At 68.8% G+C, this 20,986-nt stretch carries 17 protein-coding genes; 4 read left to right on the top strand and 13 right to left on the bottom strand.

Annotation, left to right across the window (positions count from 1 at the left end; all coding sequences use genetic code 11):
- Positions 1 to 16 precede the first annotated feature (16 nt).
- Positions 17 to 1,444, bottom strand: coding sequence for a dihydrolipoyl dehydrogenase family protein (locus IM660_RS07305; protein WP_193498687.1), 1,428 nt, complete (start codon positions 1,442 to 1,444; stop codon positions 17 to 19).
- Positions 1,445 to 1,582: 138 nt separating this feature from the next.
- Between IM660_RS07305 and IM660_RS07300 the strand changes: the two genes are divergently transcribed.
- From IM660_RS07300 to IM660_RS07285, 4 genes are read left to right on the top strand one after another with little or no spacing between them, the layout of a single operon-like run.
- A complete protein-coding gene (locus IM660_RS07300; protein WP_193498686.1) occupies positions 1,583 to 2,410 on the top strand; it encodes an ABC transporter ATP-binding protein in 828 nt (275 codons plus the stop codon).
- The gene (locus tag IM660_RS07295; protein WP_193498685.1) at positions 2,407 to 3,096 is read left to right on the top strand and encodes an ABC transporter permease; all 690 of its coding nucleotides are present in this window, start codon (positions 2,407 to 2,409) and stop codon (positions 3,094 to 3,096) included. The genes IM660_RS07300 and IM660_RS07295 overlap by 4 nt, the downstream gene beginning before the upstream one ends.
- On the top strand, positions 3,093 to 3,821 hold the full coding sequence (locus tag IM660_RS07290) for an ABC transporter permease (RefSeq protein ID WP_193498684.1): 729 nt from the start codon (positions 3,093 to 3,095) through the stop codon (positions 3,819 to 3,821). The genes IM660_RS07295 and IM660_RS07290 overlap by 4 nt, the downstream gene beginning before the upstream one ends.
- Positions 3,818 to 4,771 (top strand): ABC transporter substrate-binding protein, encoded by a 954-nt coding sequence (locus IM660_RS07285; protein WP_193498683.1) that lies wholly within the window; start codon positions 3,818 to 3,820, stop codon positions 4,769 to 4,771. Before IM660_RS07290 ends, IM660_RS07285 begins: the two co-directional genes overlap by 4 nt.
- 100 nt (positions 4,772 to 4,871) lie before the next feature.
- Here IM660_RS07285 and IM660_RS07280 read toward each other — a convergent pair whose 3' ends face one another.
- The 12 genes from IM660_RS07280 to IM660_RS07225 all read right to left on the bottom strand — a co-directional run bounded on the left by IM660_RS07280 (position 4,872) and on the right by IM660_RS07225 (position 20,960).
- Positions 4,872 to 5,330 (bottom strand): SRPBCC family protein, encoded by a 459-nt coding sequence (locus tag IM660_RS07280; protein ID WP_193498682.1) that lies wholly within the window; start codon positions 5,328 to 5,330, stop codon positions 4,872 to 4,874.
- Positions 5,327 to 6,346 carry a UDP-glucose 4-epimerase GalE gene (gene galE / locus IM660_RS07275; protein WP_193498681.1) on the bottom strand — a complete coding sequence of 340 codons (1,020 nt, stop codon included), beginning with the start codon at positions 6,344 to 6,346 and terminating at the stop codon, positions 5,327 to 5,329. Before galE ends, IM660_RS07280 begins: the two co-directional genes overlap by 4 nt.
- Positions 6,347 to 6,431: 85 nt before the next feature.
- Positions 6,432 to 7,844, bottom strand: coding sequence for a bifunctional folylpolyglutamate synthase/dihydrofolate synthase (locus IM660_RS07270; protein ID WP_193498680.1), 1,413 nt, complete (start codon positions 7,842 to 7,844; stop codon positions 6,432 to 6,434).
- The gene (ileS, locus tag IM660_RS07265; RefSeq protein WP_193498679.1) at positions 7,841 to 11,122 is read right to left on the bottom strand and encodes an isoleucine--tRNA ligase; all 3,282 of its coding nucleotides are present in this window, start codon (positions 11,120 to 11,122) and stop codon (positions 7,841 to 7,843) included. The genes IM660_RS07270 and ileS overlap by 4 nt, the downstream gene beginning before the upstream one ends.
- Before the next feature lie 265 nt (positions 11,123 to 11,387).
- On the bottom strand, positions 11,388 to 12,335 hold the full coding sequence (locus tag IM660_RS07260; RefSeq protein WP_193498678.1) for a hypothetical protein: 948 nt from the start codon (positions 12,333 to 12,335) through the stop codon (positions 11,388 to 11,390).
- Positions 12,336 to 12,449: 114 nt separating this feature from the next.
- Positions 12,450 to 13,340 carry a polyphosphate kinase 2 gene (gene ppk2 / locus IM660_RS07255; protein WP_193498677.1) on the bottom strand — a complete coding sequence of 297 codons (891 nt, stop codon included), beginning with the start codon at positions 13,338 to 13,340 and terminating at the stop codon, positions 12,450 to 12,452.
- Between the two features lie 100 nt (positions 13,341 to 13,440).
- Complete coding sequence (locus IM660_RS07250; protein WP_193498676.1) at positions 13,441 to 14,577, bottom strand: PIN domain-containing protein; 1,137 nt, start codon at positions 14,575 to 14,577, stop codon at positions 13,441 to 13,443.
- 128 nt (positions 14,578 to 14,705) lie between these two features.
- Positions 14,706 to 15,566 carry an HpcH/HpaI aldolase/citrate lyase family protein gene (locus IM660_RS07245; RefSeq protein WP_193498675.1) on the bottom strand — a complete coding sequence of 287 codons (861 nt, stop codon included), beginning with the start codon at positions 15,564 to 15,566 and terminating at the stop codon, positions 14,706 to 14,708.
- Positions 15,563 to 16,099: a MaoC family dehydratase gene (locus IM660_RS07240; protein WP_193498674.1), complete on the bottom strand. Its 537-nt coding sequence runs from the start codon at positions 16,097 to 16,099 to the stop codon at positions 15,563 to 15,565. The genes IM660_RS07245 and IM660_RS07240 overlap by 4 nt, the downstream gene beginning before the upstream one ends.
- A 37-nt stretch (positions 16,100 to 16,136) precedes the next feature.
- Complete coding sequence (locus tag IM660_RS07235) at positions 16,137 to 17,321, bottom strand: acyl-CoA dehydrogenase family protein (protein WP_193498673.1); 1,185 nt, start codon at positions 17,319 to 17,321, stop codon at positions 16,137 to 16,139.
- A gap of 16 nt (positions 17,322 to 17,337) precedes the next feature.
- Entirely contained in the window at positions 17,338 to 19,332 is a 1,995-nt protein-coding gene (locus tag IM660_RS07230) for an acetyl/propionyl/methylcrotonyl-CoA carboxylase subunit alpha (RefSeq protein WP_193498672.1), read from the bottom strand.
- An 11-nt stretch (positions 19,333 to 19,343) separates the two neighbouring features.
- On the bottom strand, positions 19,344 to 20,960 hold the full coding sequence (locus IM660_RS07225) for a carboxyl transferase domain-containing protein (RefSeq protein ID WP_193498671.1): 1,617 nt from the start codon (positions 20,958 to 20,960) through the stop codon (positions 19,344 to 19,346).
- Positions 20,961 to 20,986 lie beyond the last annotated feature (26 nt).

Here is a 20,986-nt window from a genome sequence, read left to right as displayed (position 1 = left end):
CATCCGCACGGCGGGCCTACCCCTCGCGACCAAAGGTCTCCAGCAGCCGCAGCCACACCTCGCTGATGGTCGGATACGCCGGCACGGCGTGCCAGAGACGTTCGATCGGGACCTCCCCGACCACGGCCACGGTGGCCGCGTGCAGCAACTCGGCCACGTCGGGCCCTACGAAGGTGACCCCGAGCAGCACCTGGCGATCGGTGTCGACCACCATCCGGGCCCTACCGCCGTACCCGTCGGCGTGTAACGCGGCACCAGCCACGGCGCCGAGGTCGTAGTCGACCACCCGCACCGCATGCCCCGCCTCCCTGGCCACAGCGGCCGTCAGCCCGACACTGGCGACCTCAGGGTCGGTGAACACGACTTGCGGCACGCTGCGGTGATCCGCGGTGGCCGCGTGCCGCTGCCACTGACCGGCGAGGACCTCGGTCCCACGCGCGCGCGCCACAATCACGTCACCCGCAGCCCGCGCCTGGTACTTGCCCTGATGGGTCAGCAGCGCCCGGTGGTTGACGTCTCCGACGGCATAGAGCCACTGTGCGCCCTGCACTCGCAGCGTGTCGTCGACGTCCAGCCACTGACCGTCGGTCAGTCCCACGATACTCAAGCCCAGATCGTCGGTCCGGGGGCGGCGGCCGGTGGCCACGAGCACCTCGTCGGCCTCCACCACCTGACCGTCATCACAGGTGAGGCGCACGGGCGTGGAAGGGCCGCCGTCACGGGTGGCTGAGACCACGGTGACGCCGGCGCGCACGTCCACCCCTCGCTCGGTGAGGCTCGCGGTGACCAGTTCGCCGGCGAACGGCTCCTGCCCGGCCAGCACCTGACCGCGCACGAGCATGGTGACGTCGGCTCCCAGGTCCCGGTACGCCGTCGCCATCTCCGTGCCCACCACTCCTCCCCCGACGATGGCGAGGCGCCCGGGCACCTCCTCGACACTGGTGGCCTCGCGGGAGGTCCACGGGCTGACCGCAGCGAGGGCGTCCGGAACGTGAGCATCACTCCCCGTGCAGACCACGACGGCGCACCTCGCCTGCAACCGGTCGGTGCCGTTCGCTGTGCTCACCTCGACCACCCGATCTCCGGCGAGCCGGCCGTGCCCGCGTATCAAATCGACACCGACGCCCTGCAACCACTCCACCTGCCCGGAGTCGTCCCATCCGCTGGTGAATGACGTCCGCCGGGCGAGGACCTCGGCGACGTCGGGGCCGGCTCCGGGTCCGGTCGGCTCATGGACTCCGGTACCGCGGACATGCGCAGCTGCCCGGCGGGCGTGCCCGGAACGCAGCAGGGCCTTCGACGGCATACACGCCCAGTAGGAGCACTCGCCACCAACGAGCTCGGCCTCGATGATCACGGCACTCAGGCCGCTGGCGACGACCCGCTCAGCGACGTTCTCGCCTACGGGGCCCGCTCCGATCACAATCACGTCCCAGGTCTGCATCTGTGCCTCCTCGTGGGCGGTACCGCCCGGTCTCGTCAGGCCGATGTCACAGGTGCAGATTACGCTCGCACCCATGGCTGTACTCAGTGGAACACGGACAATCGGAATGCACCTGCCGTCGGACCGTCCCACGTCGGCATGATCGAGTTCGAGGGGGTCACCAAGCGGTTCGACGACGGCACGCTGGCGGTGCGAGGTGTCGATCTGGTCATCCCGTCCCACCAGGTGACGGTGTTCGTCGGCTCCTCGGGTTCGGGTAAGACGACGCTGCTGCGGATGATCAACCGGATGGTCGAGCCGACCTCGGGGGTCGTGAGCATCGATGGCGAGGACGTCGCCGCACTCGACCCGGTCGCGCTGCGGCGGCGGATCGGCTATGTGATGCAGAGCGCCGGTCTGCTGCCGCACCGCAGGGTGCTGGAGAACATCGTGACCGTGCCGCGGCTAAACGGGATGGGGCGATCCGAGGCGACCGAGCTGGGGCTCACACTCATGGACACCGTCGGCCTGGACCGGGATCTGGCCGGGCGCTATCCGAACCAGCTCTCAGGTGGTCAGCAGCAGCGGGTGGGCGTGGCCCGCGGGTTGGCGGTCGACCCCAACATCTTGCTGATGGACGAGCCGTTCGGTGCGGTGGACCCGATCGTACGGGCGGACCTGCAGGCCGAACTGCTGCGACTGCAGGGAGAACTCGGCAAGACGGTCGTCTTCGTCACCCATGACATCGAAGAAGCATTTCTGCTCGGCGACCAGGTGGTGATCCTGGCGGACGGCGGCGTGATCGCCCAGCGTGGTGCTCCCGCCGACATCCTGGCCGCTCCTGCGAGCGAGTTCGTCGCCGACTTCATCGGCGCAGACCGCGGACGACGGGCACTGCGGGTGGAGCATCGGGACGGCGTCGCCGTGGTCGTCGACAGCAACGGCCGACCCGCCGGTGTCCTGACCGAGGACGCCGCTCCGTCATGACCTGGCTAGCGAGGAATCTCGATCTGGTGCTGGAACTGACGCTCGAGCATCTGTGGTTGAGCCTGCTGCCGATCGTGGCGGGCCTGATCATCGCCGTACCGCTCGGCCAGCTCGCGTGGCGCCAGCAGTGGCTACGCGGTCCGATGCTCTCGCTCGTCGGCCTGCTCTACACGATCCCGTCGCTGGCGCTGTTCGTGCTCTTGCCCCCGATCCTCGGTATCGGCTATCTCAGCCGCGCGAACCTCATCGTGGCGCTGACGATCTACGCAGTGGCCCTGATGACGCGATTCGCCTCGGACGCCTTCGCCTCCGTGGATTCACACGTGCGGCAGGCCGCCGTGGCGATGGGCTACGACGGCTGGCGCCGGTTCTGGGCAGTCGATCTGCCGCTGGCAGGGCCCGTACTACTGGCGGGTCTGCGCGTGGTAGCGGTGAGCACGGTCAGCCTTGTGACCGTCGGAGTCCTGGTGGGGATCCGTTCGCTGGGCTTCCTGTTCACGGACGGCCTGCAGCGCAACATCCCGGTGGAGATCCTGACAGGGATCGTGATGACTGTGGTGACGGCCCTGGCACTCGACGCACTGCTGGTGCTGCTCGGCCGGTGGCTGATGCCCTGGTCGAGGAGCGGCCGCGGTCGCGCGCCGGCGCGTCGGCGCCGGCCCGGCAGAACGGAGGTGGCGCGATGAATCTGTTCGCCGACGCCTTCGCCTGGCTCGCCTCACCGGAGCACCACACCGGCAGCGACGCCATCGCGGTGCGGCTAGGAGAGCATCTGCTGTACTCGGCCATCGCGGTACTGATCTCCGCCGCGATCGCCGTGCCGATCGGGTATTTCATCGGCCACACGAGACGTGGCAAGCAGATCGCCGTCGCGTTCTCCGGGGCGGCTCGGGCACTCCCCTCGCTCGGACTATTGACGCTGCTGACTCTGTTCGTCGGTATCGGCCAGGCCCCGATGGCTGCCACGATCGTGTTCGTCGTACTCGGCGTTCCCTCCGTGCTGGCAGGCGCCTACGCCGGAATCGAGGCTGTCGACGAGCACGTGGTGGATGCTGCCCGGGCGATGGGGATGACCGAGTGGCAGATCCTGTGGCGCGTCGAGGCCCCGATCGGGCTGCCGTTGCTCATCGGCGGCCTCCGCAGCGCGACCCTGCAGATCGTGTCCACCGCTGTGCTCGCCGCCTACGTCGGCCTGGGCGGGCTCGGCACCTACATCCTGCGCGGGATCAATCTCAACGACTACACCCAGATGCTCGGAGGTGCGCTCGTCATCGTCGCGCTCGCGCTCGTGCTGGACGCAGCGTTCTCGCTCACGGTGTGGCTGGCGGAGAGCACCACACGGCACAGACCGGGGAATGCGGCCAAGCCGGCCAGTGTTTCTCAGACCCACCCTCAGGAAGGAACCTCATGACCTTGCCTCCTCAGCACCGTCGGGCGCTCGACCGTGGCAGCGTGCGCACGCTCGGCGTCGCTACGACTGCCACCGCGCTGATGCTGCTCACCGCATGCGGCGGTTCGTCCGACCCGCTCGATACGGGCGGGGGCGAGGAGCCCGCGGATGCCTCCACCGTCGTCGTCGGTTCGCAGGCCTACTACTCGAACGAGATCATCGCCGAGATCTACGCTCAGGCGCTCGAGGTCGAGGGCTTCGAGGTGGAGCGTCAGTTCCAGATCGGGCAACGGGACAGCTACCTCGCCGCCATGGAAGGCGGCGAGGTCGACCTGATCCCAGAGTACTCCGGCAACCTGCTCCAGTTCTATGACGCCGAGACTGAAGCGCGCAGCCCCGAGGATGTCGCCGCCGCGCTGCCCGAAGCCCTCCCGGAGGGGTTGACAGTACTCAACCGCGCCGAGGCGCAGGACGCCGACTCCTACAACGTGACCTCGGCGTTCTCGCAGGAGAACGGCATCACCAGCCTCGCGGATCTGGCCTCCTACGACGGTCAGATCACTGTCGGCGGCAACATCGAGCTGGAGTCACGCCCCTACGGACCCGATGGACTCTCCGAGTTCTACGGCGTGGACGTGGAGTTCGTCGCCATCGGTGACAGCGGTGGCCCGCTCACCAAGGATGCGATCCGCAGCGGCGACATCACGATGGGTGACATCTACACCGCGGACCCAGATCTCGCGTCCGGTGACTTCGTGACCCTGGAGGACCCGGAGAGCATGATCTTGGCGCAGAATGTCGTCCCGCTCGCAGATGCCGAGATCGCCGAGGACGTCGCCGCGGTGCTGGACCCCATCAGTGCGGTGCTGACCACCGAGGACCTCATCGCGATGAATGCCCGCAGCGTCTCCGAACAGCTCGACTCGGCCACCATCGCCTCGGAGTGGCTGGCCGAGAACGGGCTGAACTGATCGACGGCTTCGGGCCGTCAGCGAGTTCCAGCGCGCCTGGACGGGATGGAGCCGACGTGCAGGGTCGCCAGTGCGGGTAGCGGACCGGGCACGTCGGTGTTCATCCACACGACTCCAGGTGCCGTCGCAGCCAGTCGTTGCGGGAGTCGATCAGGTGGCGGACGTAGCGTGCCAGCACGAGGTGCTCGGCCAGCCTTCCGAGCGGGCCGAGCGGAGCGACGAAGGTGACCTCGTCGCTCATCTGGGTGCCGCCGTCGGGCCGAGGCTGAAACCGGTGCACGTGACGAAACTGGGCGAACGGACCACGCACCTGCTCGTCGGTGAAGCTGTGAGGTGCCTCGTAGGCAGTGATGCGGCTCGTCATGGTCCACCACAGGCCGAAGTGACGGGCCCGCCACGTCACCGTCTCACCGAGCCCGATCGTTCCCGTCCTCACTCCGTCGACGGCCTGCTCGTGTGAGGAAGCCATCGAGGCCAGGTGCGCGCCGATGTCGAGGGAGGCGTCGCAGACGACCGAAGGTGGGGCGCCGATGTCGGTTTCGGTGACGAAGCGGATCACCGGCGAGCATCCGGGGCGCCGCCGAGCAGTTCCATACGACGCTGCGCCCAGGCGAGAGCCGAGGCGATCGCCTCGTCCAGGCTGAGCTCAGCCTGCCAGCCGAGCAGCGCCCGGGCCCGGTCGACGTTGGCGTAGGCGCCGATGGCGTCCCCGGGTCTGGCCGGAGCCTCACGCACCGGCACTCGGCGTCCGGTGACGCGTTCGACGGCGGCATGCAGCTCGCGCACCGTGACGCCGGTCCCGGTGCCGATGTTGACCACGGCGCCCTCGTTCCCGACGGAGGCGAGCAGCGCATCGAAACGTTCGACCGCCCGTACGTGCGCACGGGCCAGATCCCACGCGTGCACGTAGTCGCGTAGGCCGGTGCCGTCGCGCGTGGGCAGATCCGTGCCCGTCAGCACGAACTCGTCCTGCTCCCCTCGTGCGGTCCGGATGAGCTGCCCGAGCACATGCAGAGGCTCCGCGGCGTGGATGCCGCTGCGCAACTGCGGATCAGAGCCGATCGGGTTGAAGTAGCGCAGGATCACCCCGCGCAGCAACCCGGCACCTGCCAGGTCTGTCAGGATCTGCTCCACCATGAGCTTGGTGCGCGCATAGGGCGAACCTGGTGCCACCGGCGAACCCTCGTCAACCTCGAAGCTGGGCGAGTGAGCGTAGACGGCCGCCGAGGAGGAGAACAGCACCCGCGGGTGCCCGGCGTCGCTGAGCTCCTCGAACAGATCGAGCGACTTGGCCACGTTGTCGCGGTAGTACGCCGCCGGGTGTGCCACCGATTCGGGCACGCTCGCCCTGGCCGCCATGTGCACAGTGACGGCGATCTCTGGATGCTCGGCCAGAATCTGCCGCACCAGGCGGCGGTCGGCGATGTCGCCCTCGTAGAAGATCCGGTTGGTGGTGAACGCCCGTGGGCCAGTCAGCAGCGAGTCGAGGATGACGGGCTCATGCCCGGCCTGTTCCAGGGCGGTCGCCGTCACCGACCCGAGGTACCCGGCGCCGCCGGTGACGAGAACCTTCACAGCGCCACCCTACTGGTGCGTAGAAACCCTGTGACCGCTGCGCGGCCCTCGCGCGAGAGGATCCGGTGACCATGGGTGTCGGCGATCAGGGAGCGTCGGCTGGTCGCCTCGGCTGCCGAGGCGGCTTGTCCTTGCCGAACACAGCGCGCGCCTCGGCTGCCAGAATCACCGAACCGGCGACGAGCACGCCCGTGCCGGAGGCGATCTGGTCCTGCTGACCCTGTTCGGCCAAGTCGGCCGCGAGGGAGATGGCGTTCGGAAGACTCGCCTGCACGTGCACCTGGTCAGGGTCGAAGACATCGCGGGCGATCTCTGCCAGATCGTCCACGTCCATCGAACGCATCGACCTGGACTGGGTGATGACCACCTCGTCCAGGACGGGTTCGAGCACTGAGAGGATCCCCTCGGCGTCCTTGTCGGCCATCACCCCGATCACGCCGACCAGCCGGGTGAAGGAGAACGCCTCCTCCAGTGCCTGCACCAGGACTCCCGCACCAGCCGGGTTGTGGGCCGCGTCCACCACCACGGCCGGACTGGAGCGCACGAGCTCCATCCGTCCGGGTGAGGTGGCGTCGCCGAAGGCGGCCTCGACGATCTCCGCACCCAGGGCACCTCCCCCCAGGAACTGTTCGACCGCCGTCAGGGCAAGCAGGGCGTTCTGCGCCTGGTGGGCGCCGTGCAGCGGAAGGAAGATGTCGGTGTAGAGCCCGCCGGTACCACGCAGGTTCACCAGCTGTCCTCCAACGGCCACCATCCGCTCAGCGACCTCGATGTCATACCCCTGGGCCACCACCCGCGCACCGCGTTCGACGGCGCGCCGGGCAATGACGGCAGCCACCTCGTCGTCCTGCTCGGCGGTCACCACGACCGCCGGCGGGTCAAGCTGCTTGATGATGCCCGACTTGACCTGCGCAATCTCCTCCAGGGAGTGCCCGAGCCACTTCTCGTGATCGCGGGCGATCGGCGTCATCACCGCCACCTCGCCGTCGATGACGTTGGTCGAGTCCCACTCGCCACCGAGCCCAACCTCGATGATCGCCACGTCCACCGGCGCATCCGCAAAGGCCGCGAAAGCAAACGCAGCAAGCACCTCGAAGAAATTCAGCTGCGGGTGCCCACGCCCTTCGAGGCTCGCGTCCACCATCTGCACGTACGGCTCGATATCGCGCCAGACCTCCACGAAGGCCGCGGCTGAGATCGGTTCGCCGTCGATCGCGATCCGTTCGCGCACCGTGTGCAGGTGCGGGGAGGTGAAGCGCCCGGTCCGCAGCCCCATCTCCCGCAGCAACCGCTCCACCATGCGTGCGGTCGAGGTCTTGCCGTTGGTGCCGGTCAGGTGGATGGCCCGGTAGGCACGCTGCGGGTGGCCGAGCAGGTCCACCAACTCGGCCACCCGGTCGATCGTCGGGGAGATCTTGTGCTCGGGGGCGCGGGAGAGGATCTCGGCGTAGATCTCCTTCGCCTGCTGCTCGGCCTCGACGTCAGCCGCCCCGTTCATGAGGAGACCTTCGCCAGGTCGATACCGACGGGTGGCTCATCGTCACCGACAACGGGAGCGACATCGACGTGCACGCTCACCGCGAGGGTTTCCCCGGCGATGAAGTCCTTCCGGTCAGTCACCGCCTGGGCCCATTGCCGGGGTACGGCCAGGGAGAGCCGGATGCGGTCCGAGACGTGCAGGTCGGCAGCCTTGCGCGCGTCCTGCACCTGGCGCACGACGTCGCGAGCATATCCGTCGCCGATCAGCTCATCGTCCAGCTCCAGGTCGAGCACGACGAACCCACCACCGGGCAGCACTCCTGCGGCCACGGTGTCGCCGAAGCGGTCCTCGATCTCGGTAGTGAGTGTGAACTCGCCCTCCTCGAGGAGGATCCCGTCCACGCTCACGCGCTCACCCTGGGCTTGCCAGGCACCGCTGCGCGCATCGGCGATCGCACGCTGCACGTCCTTGCCGAGCCGCGGCCCGGCGGCGCGGGCGTTCACGGTGAGCTTGGTGTAGACGCCGTACTCGCTGGCGGCACCGTCGGCGAGGTCACGGATCTCGACATCCTTGACGTTCACCTCGTCGGCCACGAGGCCGGTGAACGGCGCGAGCGCATCCGGCCGATCCACGACGACCTTGACGCTGCGCAGCGGCTGGCGCACACGCAGCTGGTTCGCCTTGCGCAACCCATGCGTGACGGAGACGACGTCCCGGACGGCATCCATCGCCGTCACCAGGTCCTCGTCCGCCACGAGGGCAGCCGCCGTCGGGTCGTCCAGGTTGCCGGGCACCGGCCAGTCGGTCAGGTGCACACTGCGCCCACCCGTCAGCCCGCGCCACACCTCCTCGGTGACCATCGGCGCCAGCGGGGCCATCACCCGCAGCAGCACCTCCAGTGCCGTGTACAGCGTCTGGTAGGCACCGGCATCCTCATCCCAGAACCGCTGCCGCGAGGTGCGCACGTACCAGTTGGTCAGCAGATCCAGGTGCTCACGTACCCTGGCCACCGCCTCGGCGATCTCGTAGCGCTCCATCTCCGTTCGCACGGTCTCGACCAGCGATCGGGTGCGGGCGAGGACATAGCGGTCCATGTCTTCCAGCTCGGCCAATTCCTCCGGCCGCGGGGCTCGTACGTCGATCCCGGCGCCGTCGTTGCAGGTGTTGGCGTAGAGGCCGAAGAAGTACCAGGTGTTCCACAGCGGCAGCAGCACCTGGCGCACCTGGTCGCGGATCGACTCCTCCGCGACCACCAGGTTGCCGCCGCGCAACACCGGCGAGCCCATGAGTGACAGGCGCACCGCGTCCGAGCCGTAGGAGTGGAACATCTCCATCGGGTCGGGGAAGTTGCGCAGCGACTTGCTGGCCTTGCGGCCGTCGTCGCCCAGGATGATGCCGTGCGAGACGCAGGTGCGGAACGCAGGCCGGTCGAACAGTGCCGTCGCGAGCACGTGCAGGGTGTAGAACCAGCCGCGGGTCTGCCCGATGTACTCCACGATGAAGTCACCCGGATAGTGGTTCTCGAACCAGTCCGCGTTCGCGAACGGGTAGTGCACCTGCGCGAACGGCATCGAGCCGGAGTCGAACCACACGTCGAAGACGTCCGGGATACGGCGCATGGTCGCCTTCCCGGTGGGGTCGTCAGGGTTCGCACGGGTGAGCTCGTCGATGAATGGGCGGTGCAAGTCCGTGACCTGCACGCCGAAGTCGGCCTCGAGGTCGGCTAGGGAGCCGTACACGTCGATCCTGGGGTAGGCGGGATCGTCGCTCACCCACACCGGGATGGGCGTGCCCCAGTACCGGTTACGGGAGATCGACCAGTCGCGCGCGTTCGCGAGCCATTTGCCGAACTGGCCGTCCTTGATGTGCTCGGGCACCCACGTGATCTGGTCGTTCAGTTCGACCATCCGGTCCCGGAACTCGGTGACCTTGACGAACCAGGAGGAGACCGCCCGGTAGATGAGCGGGTTCTTGCAGCGCCAGCAATGCGGGTAGGAGTGGTCATAGGTCTCGTGGCGCAGCAGTACGGCACTCTGCCCCTGCGCCCCGCCGGATCCGGCCTTCAGGTCCTTGATGATGGCGGCGTTGGCGTCGAAGACGTTCATCCCGGCGTAGTCGGGCACGGTGGCATCGAACTTGCCGGCGGCATCCACCGGGGTCGCCGGCTCGATGCCGGCGGCGTCGGTGACGACCTTGTCCTCCTCACCGTAGGCGGGAGCGATGTGCACGATGCCCGTGCCGTCGTCGGTGGTGACGTAGTCGGCGAGGAGCACCTGGTGGGCGTTCTCCCGGCCGGCGAAGTACCCGAAGGGCGGGGTGTAGCGGCTGCCTGCCAGCTGGGCACCGGTGAGCGTGGCCAGTACCTCGGGCTCGGTCCCCAGCTCACGTTCGTAGGCAGCCAGGCGGGCCTCAGCGAGCACGTACCGCCCGCCGTCACTGCCGGCCACGACGGCGTAGGTCACCTCGGGGTGGACGGCGGTGGCCAGGTTGGAGGGCACTGTCCAGGGAGTGGTGGTCCAGATGAGCAGGTGGGCGCCGGTGAGTGCCTCGGCAGCCTCGGAGGGGACCTCCGGACCGATCGCCTCCAGCCGGAACCCGACCGTGATGGCCGGGTCCTGCCGCATCCGGTAGGTGTCGTCGTCCATCCGCAGCTCGTGGTTGGACAGCGGGGTCTCGTCCCGCCAGCAGTACGGCAGCACGCGGTAGCCCTCGTAGGCGAGGCCCTTGTCGTAGAGCTGCTTGAATGCCCAGATCACCGATTCCATGTAGGTCAGGTCGAGCGTCTTGTAGTCGTTCTCGAAATCGACCCACCGGGCCTGCCGGGTGACGTACTCCTCCCACTCCTTCGTGTAGCGCAGCACCGAGTCCCGGCATTCTTTGTTGAACGCCTCGAGCCCCATCTCCTCGATCTGGGTCTTGTCGGTGATCCCGAGGATCCGCTCAGCCTCCAGCTCGGCGGGCAGACCGTGGGTGTCCCAGCCGAACCGGCGCTCCACCCGCTTGCCGAGCATGGTCTGGAACCGCGGCACGACGTCCTTGACGTACCCGGTGAGCAGGTGCCCGTAGTGCGGCAGGCCGTTGGCGAACGGGGGGCCGTCGTAGAAGACGAACTCGTTCTCACCCTTCTCCCCTGCCGACCGGTTCTCGATCGAGGCGCGGAAGGTGTCGTCACTCTTCCAGAACGCCAGCACGTCGGTCTCGACGTCCGGGAACCTCGGGGAGGGCTGCACGCCGTCGGCCTGGGTGTGGCGCGGGAAGTGCAGGTCGCTGCCGGTGCTGGTGGGCTCGCTGGTCATCTGCGCTGTCCTTCGACTGATTCGATCCGTGTCGAGGACGATCCGCTCCCGTCCGGGCGCGACCCGCGGTACCACCTCGGTTGCCCCGCCGCGGACGACGGAACCCCTTCATCTGCGGCTGTGACGGGCCTACCCGTCCGGTTCTACTGAGCTCCACCGCGGTGGGGCTGTTCTTCCGGAGGCTCACCGGTGATGGCCGGGTCGAAGCCTGTGGCGCCAGTCTAGCCTGACGTGCCCGGTACCGAACCAGTCGATTCCCACCTGCCTACGTGAGCAACTCGGCCAGCCGCGTGCGCGCCTCGTCGAGGTCTGCGATGCGCAGTACCTCGTGGTCCGCGTTCGTGCGCTCACGGCGATGGGAGATCACGTACTCGTCGCCGTCCCGGGCGAGCACGTAGTCCACGTCCCGGTCCGTGAACCTGACGCCGTCCGGACCATCGGTCGGAAGGAGGATCCAGCGCGGCCCGCGCCCCAGGACAAGCAGCGTCTCATCCAGCAGGTCGATAGCGGCGGGTGGGCCAATCTCGTCCAGCACCTCCTCCGGGCGCTCGCCGCAGTAGGCGGCGATGACCCGTTCCACCGGGTGGGCGGCCAGGCGCTCCATCCGTTCCACATCGGAGAGCCCCCGTGGCAAGCCCCACCTGGACTCCCCGGGCTCCCACGGCAGCAGGCGGGCCGCGAGGTCGGCCACCAGCAGCCGGCACACATCGTCCAGCCCGGCGCCCCGCAGGCGTACCCGGCCGGCCGCGGGTGGTCGCACCGACGGATAGTCCAGTCCGTAGCCGGCGCCGGTGAGCACGATCCGGTGGGCCATATCTGACTCGACGGCCACATGGACGTCCCCGAGGCGGACCTCGCGTGGGGTGGCACCGAGCTGGGCGATGAACGCCCGCACCGGTTCCGGCAGAGCATCCGGCCCGACGGCCGTCACGGGCGCCTCCCCCGCCGCGACGACGCGCTCGTACATGGCCTGGCAAGCCGCTGCCTCGGAGTCGTAGAACTCGCGCTGGCGAGCGGGCGCGCCCCCGTAGGCCACCACCCAGGATCCGCCGACGGCGTTCAGGTGCCATGCGTCGTTGCAGCTCGCCTCGGGATCGACCTGGGGAAAGGTGGCCTCAAGTCGCTGCCGATACGGGTCGTGGCGCCCGTCATAGACCTGCCAGCTCGGGCGCTTCTCGCGTACCAGCCGGTCCACCAGGTCGGGAAACGCCATCCTCACCGCACCCTCCGCCCTTGCGGCAGGCTCGGGCAGCACATGCGGACGGGACCACGTGCGCCCGGGTTCGGCTCGACATCCTCCTGCACCATGCCCCGGACCCTAGCGTCCTCAGTCGCCGACGGTGTCGATCCCTCGATTCACGATCGCCGGGTCCGGCTGTCCGACGACCTCGTGATCCTTCCCGTCGTACTCGAACTGGGAGAGGAAGTGCCGCATCGCGTTGATCCGGGCCCGCTTCTTGTCGTTGCTCTTGATCGTGGTCCACGGCGCCCAGTCGGTGTCGGTGCGGCGGAACATCTCTTCTTTGGCCGCGGTGTAGGCGCCCCATTTGTCCAGGGACTCCAGGTCCATCGGCGAGAGCTTCCACTGCCGCACCGGATCCACCTGACGGATGATGAAGCGGGTCCGCTGCTCGGCCCGAGTGACCGAGAACCAGTACTTGGTCACCGATATCCCGGACTCCACGAGCATCTTCTCCAGCAGCGGGGCCTCACCCATGAACTGCTGGTACTGGTCGTCATCACAAAAGCCCATCACCCGTTCCACTCCGGCGCGGTTGTACCAGGAGCGGTCGAACAGGACCACCTCACCGGAGGTGGGCAGGTGCTGCACGTAGCGCTGGAAGTACCACTGGCCGAGCTCACGGTCACTGGGCTTGGACAGCGCCACCGTGCGGGCGTATCGCGGGTTCATGTGCTCCATGAACCGTTTGATCGTGCCCCCTTTGCCGGCGGCATCGCGCCCTTCGAACAGGATCACGTGCCTGCCGCCGGTAGCAGAGGTCCAGCGCTGGAACTTCAGCAGCTCCACCTGCAGCAGGTACTTCGTCTGGTCGTACTCGCTGCGGTCCATCCGCTCGTCGTAGGGATAGTTCTCGCGCCAGGTGTCGACCGCGCGGCCCGCGGGGTCGATCAGCACCGGGTCGTCGTCGTGGTCCTCGCCGAGGCTGTGACCATCGGTCTGGAGCCGGTCGATGTACTCCCGCACGTCCTGGATCATGGCGGCGACCGTACCGGGGCCCGGCGAACACGCCGTGACTGTCACATGTCTAGAAGACGACGGTCACCACAGTGGGTTGAGTACAACTCCTCGAGGCCAGTCAGGCTCCTGCGCTGAGCAGATAGTCCTCGGACTCCTCGTCCCAGCGCAGGTCCACCGCGCCTTCGGCGGCGTCCTTGCAGAACTGCAGAAAGTTGCGGTAACCGAGGGCCTTCTCGGAGAAGTCGGGCCGCCGCTTGCGCAAACGGTTCTTCAGGCTGGACAGGGCCACCGGTCCGTCGGACTCGGTCACGACGGTACGCAGTAGCGCGAACGCGTCTTCCCGTTCGCCGTGCGCGGGAACGGAAACTTCGGGATCACCGGCGGAGGGGCCGCTGGCCAGCTCGACCAGACCACGTTCGGCAAGGTGGCGCAGCACGTCTGAGAACGTGCGGAACCCGTGATCGGACTCGCTGAAGGTCGGGTCCTTACGCAGCAATGTGCGTTTCAGTACGGAGGCCGTCACGCTGCCCCCGGTCGAGGACTCCAACCCGGCGAGGGTTTGCGCCACGAGTACCTCGAGCGAACTGGCGTCCTCCGCCGGGGCGGGCTCATCGTCGCCAGTCGTCTCGGCGGGCGCGGGCGGTGCGGGCTGCTCCGGGGCAGTGGCTGCCGGCGGGGCGGCAGCGGTCCGGTCGGGCCCGACAGACCCCTTGGTGGCCCCTTGGGCCGCGCGGCGCCCCCGACCACGCCGTTCGGTGGGCTCGCTCTCCTCCGGTACCTCGACCCCCTCGAGGCGGTCATAGAAGAGGAACTCATCACACGCAGGCGGGAGCAGCCGCGAGGTGGACTGTTCCACGCCCACGCCGATCACGCGCTTGTTCAACTCACGCAGCTTGTGCACGAGCGGGGAGAAGTCGCTGTCGCCGGTGCACATGACGAAGGTGGAGATGTAGTCGCGCTCGAAGGCCATCTCGATCGCGTCGACGACCATCTTGATGTCGGCGGCGTTCTTGCGGGAGGCGCCCATCCGTTGCGGCATCTCGATCAGCTCCACCTGGTGGCGGGTGAGTGAGCGCCGGTCCTCGTCGAAGTAGGACCAGTCCGCATAGGCGCGGCGCACGACCACGCGACCCCGGATCGCGAGCGCGTCGGCGATCGGCCCGAAGTCGAACGCCATCCCGCCCAGGTGCTCGCGGGCGCCGAGCGCGAGGTTCTCGTAGTCGAGGAAGACGGCGAGGCGTTCTTCGGATTCCATGACCCCACTCTCTCAGGTCCACAGGCCGAACGGGTGTCCGTGCAGATCAAGGCACACGCACACCTCCGCCCGTGGGTGCCGGCCGGGCGGCGGAGAGGAGATGGTGACGGCGGTCAGGGATGGGCTGGTCACGTGAGTTGCTCTCCGGCGCGGCGCAGCACTGCGCGCGCCTGGGCGAGCAGGGGTTCGTCCACCATCTGACTGCCATGGCGTTGCACGCCCCCACGCTCCCCGACGGCAGCCATCACCTCCCGTGCCCACCTCACCCGTGCGGCATCGGGACGGTACGCCTCGCGGACGATGGGCACCTGCTGCGGGTGCAGGCAAGCGGTGGCGGCGAATCCGGAGGCGGCGGCGTCCTCCGCCTCGCCGCGCAGTCCCACGAGATCGTCGAGGTCGAGATGGACGGCGTCGATGGCAGCCTTGCCGTAGGCGCCCGCGGCGAGCAGCACCCGGGACCGGGCGTGACGCGCGACCGGCCGATAGGGGGCCGCCACACCGGAGGTGGAGACGGAGAATCGGCTGGAGGTGCCCCCAAGGGAGGCCATCAGGTCCTCGGCGCCCCACATCAGGCCGACCACCGAGTCCTCGGCGGCGATCTCGGGGGCCGCGAGCACGCCGCGCGCCGTCTCGCACAGTGCGATCACCTGCAGGCCCTCGAGCCCGGTGAGGTCGGCAGGGCTGCAGGCCTTGGCGAGCATCACCCGCTGGTATCCGGCACTGCGGACCGCGTCCACGTCGGCCACATGCTCCGGTGAGTCCGCCGCGTTCACCCGGACGATGGTGCGGTCGGGATCGAGTGGGTGCGCCTCGAGCGCACGCCGCGCAGCCGCCCGAGCGTCGGCAGCCACAGCATCCTCTAAGTCGAGGATCACCCCGTCCGCGCGCTCGGCCGCCTTGGTGAACCGGTCGGGTCGGTCGGCGGGGCAGAACAGCAGGGCAGGTCCGGGCAGATCCGCTGCGGACCTCGCGGGCCCTGGCGCCGTCATGAGCGCTCACCCCCGGTATTCCCGCCGCCTGATCGTGCCTCATGCGCCTGGCGGTACCACATGAGCGCCGACCGCACCGCGACGACAGTGATGACGCCGTCCTGATTGCGACCGGTGTGCTCGAGCCGGGCGATGCCCTGCCCCGGCCTACTCGCCGAAGCACGGGTCTCGAGCACCACCGTCTGCGCATAGAGGGTGTCACCGTGGAACATCGGGGCCGGGAACCGTACGTTCTCGAAGCCGAGATTGGCGACGGTCGTGCCCTGGGTGAGATGCCCGACCGAGAGGCCCACCACTGTGGCAAGGGTGAACATCGAGTTCACCACCGGGCGGCCGAACGGCTGCGTCGCGCACCAGGCGGCGTCCAGGTGCAGGGCCTGTGGGTTCATCGTGGCGGTGGTGAACAGCACGTCGTCGGCCTCGGTGATGGTCCGGCCCGGGGCGTGCCGGTAGCGCACCCCGAGCTCGAGCTCGTCGAGGTATTTGCCACGCTGGACCTCCTCGCGCAGCGGCTCCGCAGGCTGGGTGTCCATCGTTCTCCCTCTCTCCCTGTCGCCCAGCGGGCCGGTGCTATCGGCGGGTCAGGCCCGCGCCGGTCAGGCCCAGCTCACGGGCGATCACTCCAAGCTGGACCTCGGTGGTGCCTTCACCGACCTCCAGCACCTTCGCGTCCCGGTAGTGCCGGGCCACGAGGTTCTCGTTGAGGAAACCGTAGCCGCCGAAGATCTGCGAGGCATCGTGAGCATTGGCCACGGCAGCCTCGGCACCGACGAGCTTGGCGAGCGAGGCGGCCATCTTGAACCGCTCCCCCGCGTCCATCAGCCGGGCCGCCTCCACCCACGCGAGCCGGGCGGTGTGCACGCGTGCCTGCATCCTGGCGATCATGAAAGCCACGTGCTGGTTGTCCTCCAGCGCTCGTCCGAACACCTGCCGTTCGTGGCTGTGCCGGATCGCCTCTTCCAGGCATCCTTGGGCAGCGCCGGTACAGAGTGCGGCGAAAGCGATGCGGCCCTCGTCGAGGCAGGTGACGGCATAGGCGTACCCGCGGCCGCGTTCGCCGAGCAGACTCTCCTCAGGAATGTGGACATCGGTGAGCGTGAGGGGATGAGTGTCGGAGGTGTGCCAGCCGACCTTGTCGTAGGCGGGACCGACGACCAGTCCCTCACTGGGGACTGGCACGAGGAAGGCTGAGAGTTCCGGTACCCGGGTGCCGTCGTCGCGAGTGCGCTCACCGGTGACAGCCGTGATGGTGACGAGCGTGGTGATCGGCGTGCCGGAGTTGGTGATGAACTGCTTGGAGCCATTGAGCACCCACTCACCACTGGCGAGATCAGCCGTGGTGCGCGTGCCGCTCGCGTCCGAACCGGAGCCGGCTTCGGTGAGTCCGAAAGCGGCGAGCGCCTGCCCGGTGGCGAGACTGGGCAACCACTGCCGTTTCTGCTCCTCGGTGCCGAACCGCAGCACCGGCATGGCACCGAGTCCGATCCCGGCCTCGAGGGTGACGGCGAGCGACTGGTCGACACGGGCGATCTGCTCCACGGCGAGGCAGAACGCGGTGTAGTCGGCGCCGGTGCCCCCGTACTCCGGCGGCAGGGGAAGTCCGAAGAGGCCCATCCGGCCCATCTCGGCAATGACATCCAGCGGCAGTTCCCGCCGGGTGTCCCAGTCGTAGGCGGCGGGGCGCACCACGGTGTCGGCGAACGTGCGGACCTTCTCGGCGAGCGCGAGGTGCTCGGGGGTGAAGCCGTACGGCATGAGCGTGACTCCTTCGTCAGATCTTGTGGATCGTTGCGCTCGGCCCTCGCGGGTCTTGTGAACCCTCAGGGCCGGTGACGGCGGCGAGCACCTGGCCGGATGTGACCTGGTCACCGACGACGACGTCGATGGTGATCGTACCGGCGCGGCCGGCGCGCAGCGGGAATTCCATCTTCATCGCCTCGACCGTGACGATGCGGTCTCCTGCCTCGACCCAGTCGCCAGCAGCGGCGTGCACGGCAACCACGGTCCCCGGCATCGGGGTGCGCAGCTGGGGGTCGCTCACCCCTGCCGACATCGCGGTGCTCGCGTCCGGATCGTGGTGATCGAGACCCCACGTCCGGCCATCCCACCGCACCCAGGTGGCGGCCGGCGCGAGCAACACGTCCACACCAGTGCTCATGCCGTCGAGGACCAGCGCACACGAACTGACGGCCTGCAGCGACACCGTGCCAGATATGGCACAGAGTCGCTGCAGGCCGTCGGTTGTGTCCCCGACCGCGACCAGCGCGCGCTCCGGAGGGCCGGATATTGAGACGGTGCCCGCAGCGAAGGCATAGATGACGGGCTGGTCGGCACCGAGCCGCCATCCTGACGGCCGGCGCCAGAGCTCGTCCGTCCAGGCGTGTGCATGCCGCGCCAGGGCTGCAGCGATCAGTGCCTCGTCCGGCGTGTGCTGCTGGGTGATGGTGAGCCCGTCCAGCAACGTCGTGTCGGCGGTGCCGGCGCGTACGTCCCGGTGGGCCAGCAGCCGCCGCAGGTAGTCCACGTTCGTCTCGACCCCGAAGATCACGGTGTCCGCGAGCGCCCGGTCCAGCCGCGCCAGGGCGTCGGCACGCGTGTCAGCGTGGGCGATCACCTTCGCCAGCATCGGGTCGTACTCGGTTGCGACCACCGTGCCCTCCGTCAGTGCGTGATCGACGCGCACCTCGTCCGGCCAGCGCACCACTGCGGCGGTTCCGGTCGCCGGGAGGAAGCCGGAGTCCGGACGTTCGGCGTAGATCCGCGCCTCGATCGCATGTCCCTCCACCGCCCGGTCCAGGTCCGGCTCGAACGGTTCGCCGGCGGCGATGCGCACCTGCCACTCCACCAGGTCCAGACCCGTGACCGCTTCGGTGACGGGGTGCTCCACCTGGAGGCGGGTGTTCATCTCCATGAAGGCGAAGGCGTCCGGGTTCGCGGCGGGCACGAGGAACTCCACCGTTCCGGCGCCTTGGTACCCCACGCTCTCGGCCACGGCGACCGCGGCATCGCTCATCCGCTGCCGGGTGGTCTCGGTCAGCAACGGTGAGGGAGCCTCCTCGATGACCTTCTGATGGCGGCGTTGCAGCGAGCACTCCCGCTCGCCCAGGCTCAGGACGTGGCCGTGGGCGTCGGCCAGCACCTGGATCTCGATGTGGCGGGGGGCGTCGACGAACCGTTCCACCAGCAGCGCCTCATCCCCGAAGGCCGCGCGGGCGATGCGACGGGCAGTCGCGAGCGCCTCCGGTAGATCGGTGAGGTCGCGGACAACCTGCATCCCTTTCCCACCGCCGCCAGCGGAGGGTTTGACGAGCAAGGGCGGGCCCAGGTGCGCCGCTGCGGTGAGGAGGTCCTCGTCCAGTTCGCTGACCCCCTCGATCACCGGCACACCCGCCTCGGCGACGTGCGCCTTCGCCCGAATCTTGCTGCCCATCAGTTCCAGTGCCGCCGGGCCCGGCCCGATGAACACCAGCCCGGCGTCGGCGCAGGCGCGCGCAAGCTCCGGGCTCTCGCTGAGGAAGCCGTACCCAGGGTGCACGGCCTGGGCTCCGGTCCGGCGCGCAGCCTCGATGATCGCGGCCACATCCAGGTACGACTGTGCCGCCGGAGCGGGTCCGATCCGGACGGCGAGGTCGGCGGCCCGGACGTGCGCTGCGCCGTCGTCGGGGTCGGAGTACACGGCGACGGAACGGATTCCCATCCGCCGGAGCGTGCGGGCGATGCGGATGGCGATCTCGCCGCGGTTGGCGATGAGGACGGACGTGAACACGGAGGCTCCCTTCACATCCGGAACATGCCGAAGCGAGATTCGGACAGATCGGGCAGCGGCACGCGAGAGCACACGTCCAGCGCGAGCCCGAGCACGGTGCGAGTCTGGGCGGGGTCGATGATGCCGTCGTCCCACAGCCGCGCGGTGGCGTAGTACGGGTTGCCCTGGCGCTCGTACTGCTCACGGATCGGTGCCTCGAACGCCTCCCGCTCGTGGGCGGGCCAGTCCTCGCCGCGGGAAGCGGCCTGGTCGGCGCGGACGGTGCCGAGCACGGCGGCGGCCTGACGTCCGCCCATCACCGAGATCCGCGCTCCGGGCCACATCCACAGGAACCGGGGCCCGTAGGCACGTCCGCACATAGAGTAGTTGCCGGCACCGAAGGATCCGCCGGTGATCACGGTCAGTTTCGGGACCCGGGTGGTGGCCACGGCGGTGACCATCTTCGCGCCGTGTTTGGCGATACCGCCCGCTTCGGCCTCGCGGCCCACGAGGAAGCCGGAGATGTTCTGCAGGAACAGCAGCGGGATGCCGCGCTGGTCGCACAGCTCGATGAAGTGGGTGCCCTTGAGTGCCGACTCGCTCAGCAGCACGCCGTCATTGGCCACGATGCCCACCCGATGACCGTGGATGCGGGCGAATCCGGTCACGAGGGTGGTGCCGTAGGCGGCCTTGAACTCCTGCAGTTCGGAACTGTCCACGAGACGGGCGATGACCTCGCGCGGGTCGCTGGCCGCCTGCAGGTCGGTGGGCGCCACCCCGTAGATCTCGTCGGCCCGCACTGCGGGTTCTCGCGGTGGAGCGACGTCCCACACCCGCGGCGGCGGTGGCGGCAGGGTGGCGACGATGTCGCGCAGGATCCGCAGGGCGTGGGCGTCGTCGTCAGCCAGGTGGTCCACCACCCCGGACGTACGGGCATGCAGTTCCCCGCCGCCGAGATCCTCGGCGCTGACCTCTTCTCCGATGGCTGCCTTCACCAGCGGCGGACCGCCCAGGAAGATCGTGCCCTGGCCGCCCACGATCACGGTCTCGTCGCTCATGGCGGGCACATAGGCGCCGCCTGCAGTACAGGACCCGAGCACGGCGGCCAGCTGCGGGATCCCGGCGGCGGACATGCGGGCCTGGTTGGCGAAGATGCGCCCGAAGTGCTGCTCATCGGGAAAGACCTCGTCCTGCATCGGCAGGTAGGCGCCGCCTGAGTCGACGAGGTACAGGCACGGGAGCTGGTTCTCCAGGGCGATCTGCTGGGCGCGCAGGTGCTTCTTGACCGTGAGTGGGTAGTACGTGCCGCCCTTGACGGTGGCGTCGTTGGCGATCACGAGCACCTGCCTGCCGTGGACCATGCCGATGCCGGCGACCACTCCGGCAGCCGGGCATTCACCGTCGTAGAGATCCCAGGCCGCCAGTGGCGCGATCTCCAGGAACGGGCTGCCGGGGTCGAGCAGGGTGGTGATCCGATCCCGCGGCAGCAGCTTGCCCCGGTCGGTGTGCCGCTGCCGAGACCGCTCCGGCCCCCCGCGGGCTACCCTGGCGAGCCGTTCGGTCAGCTCGGCTGCCAGGGCGCGCTGGGTCGCGTCGTTGGTGGTGAACTCCGAGCTCGCCGGGTCTGCGGCGCTGGTCAGAATCGTCATCGACTCTCCTTTGTGCGGCGGGGGTC

It is taken from the genome of Ruania alkalisoli, from assembly GCF_014960965.1.
GTDB classification, from domain to species: Bacteria; Actinomycetota; Actinomycetes; order Actinomycetales; family Beutenbergiaceae; genus Ruania; species Ruania alkalisoli.
The sequence above is the reverse complement of the archived record's forward strand: the minus strand, read 5'-3'. Positions and strand labels throughout refer to the sequence as shown.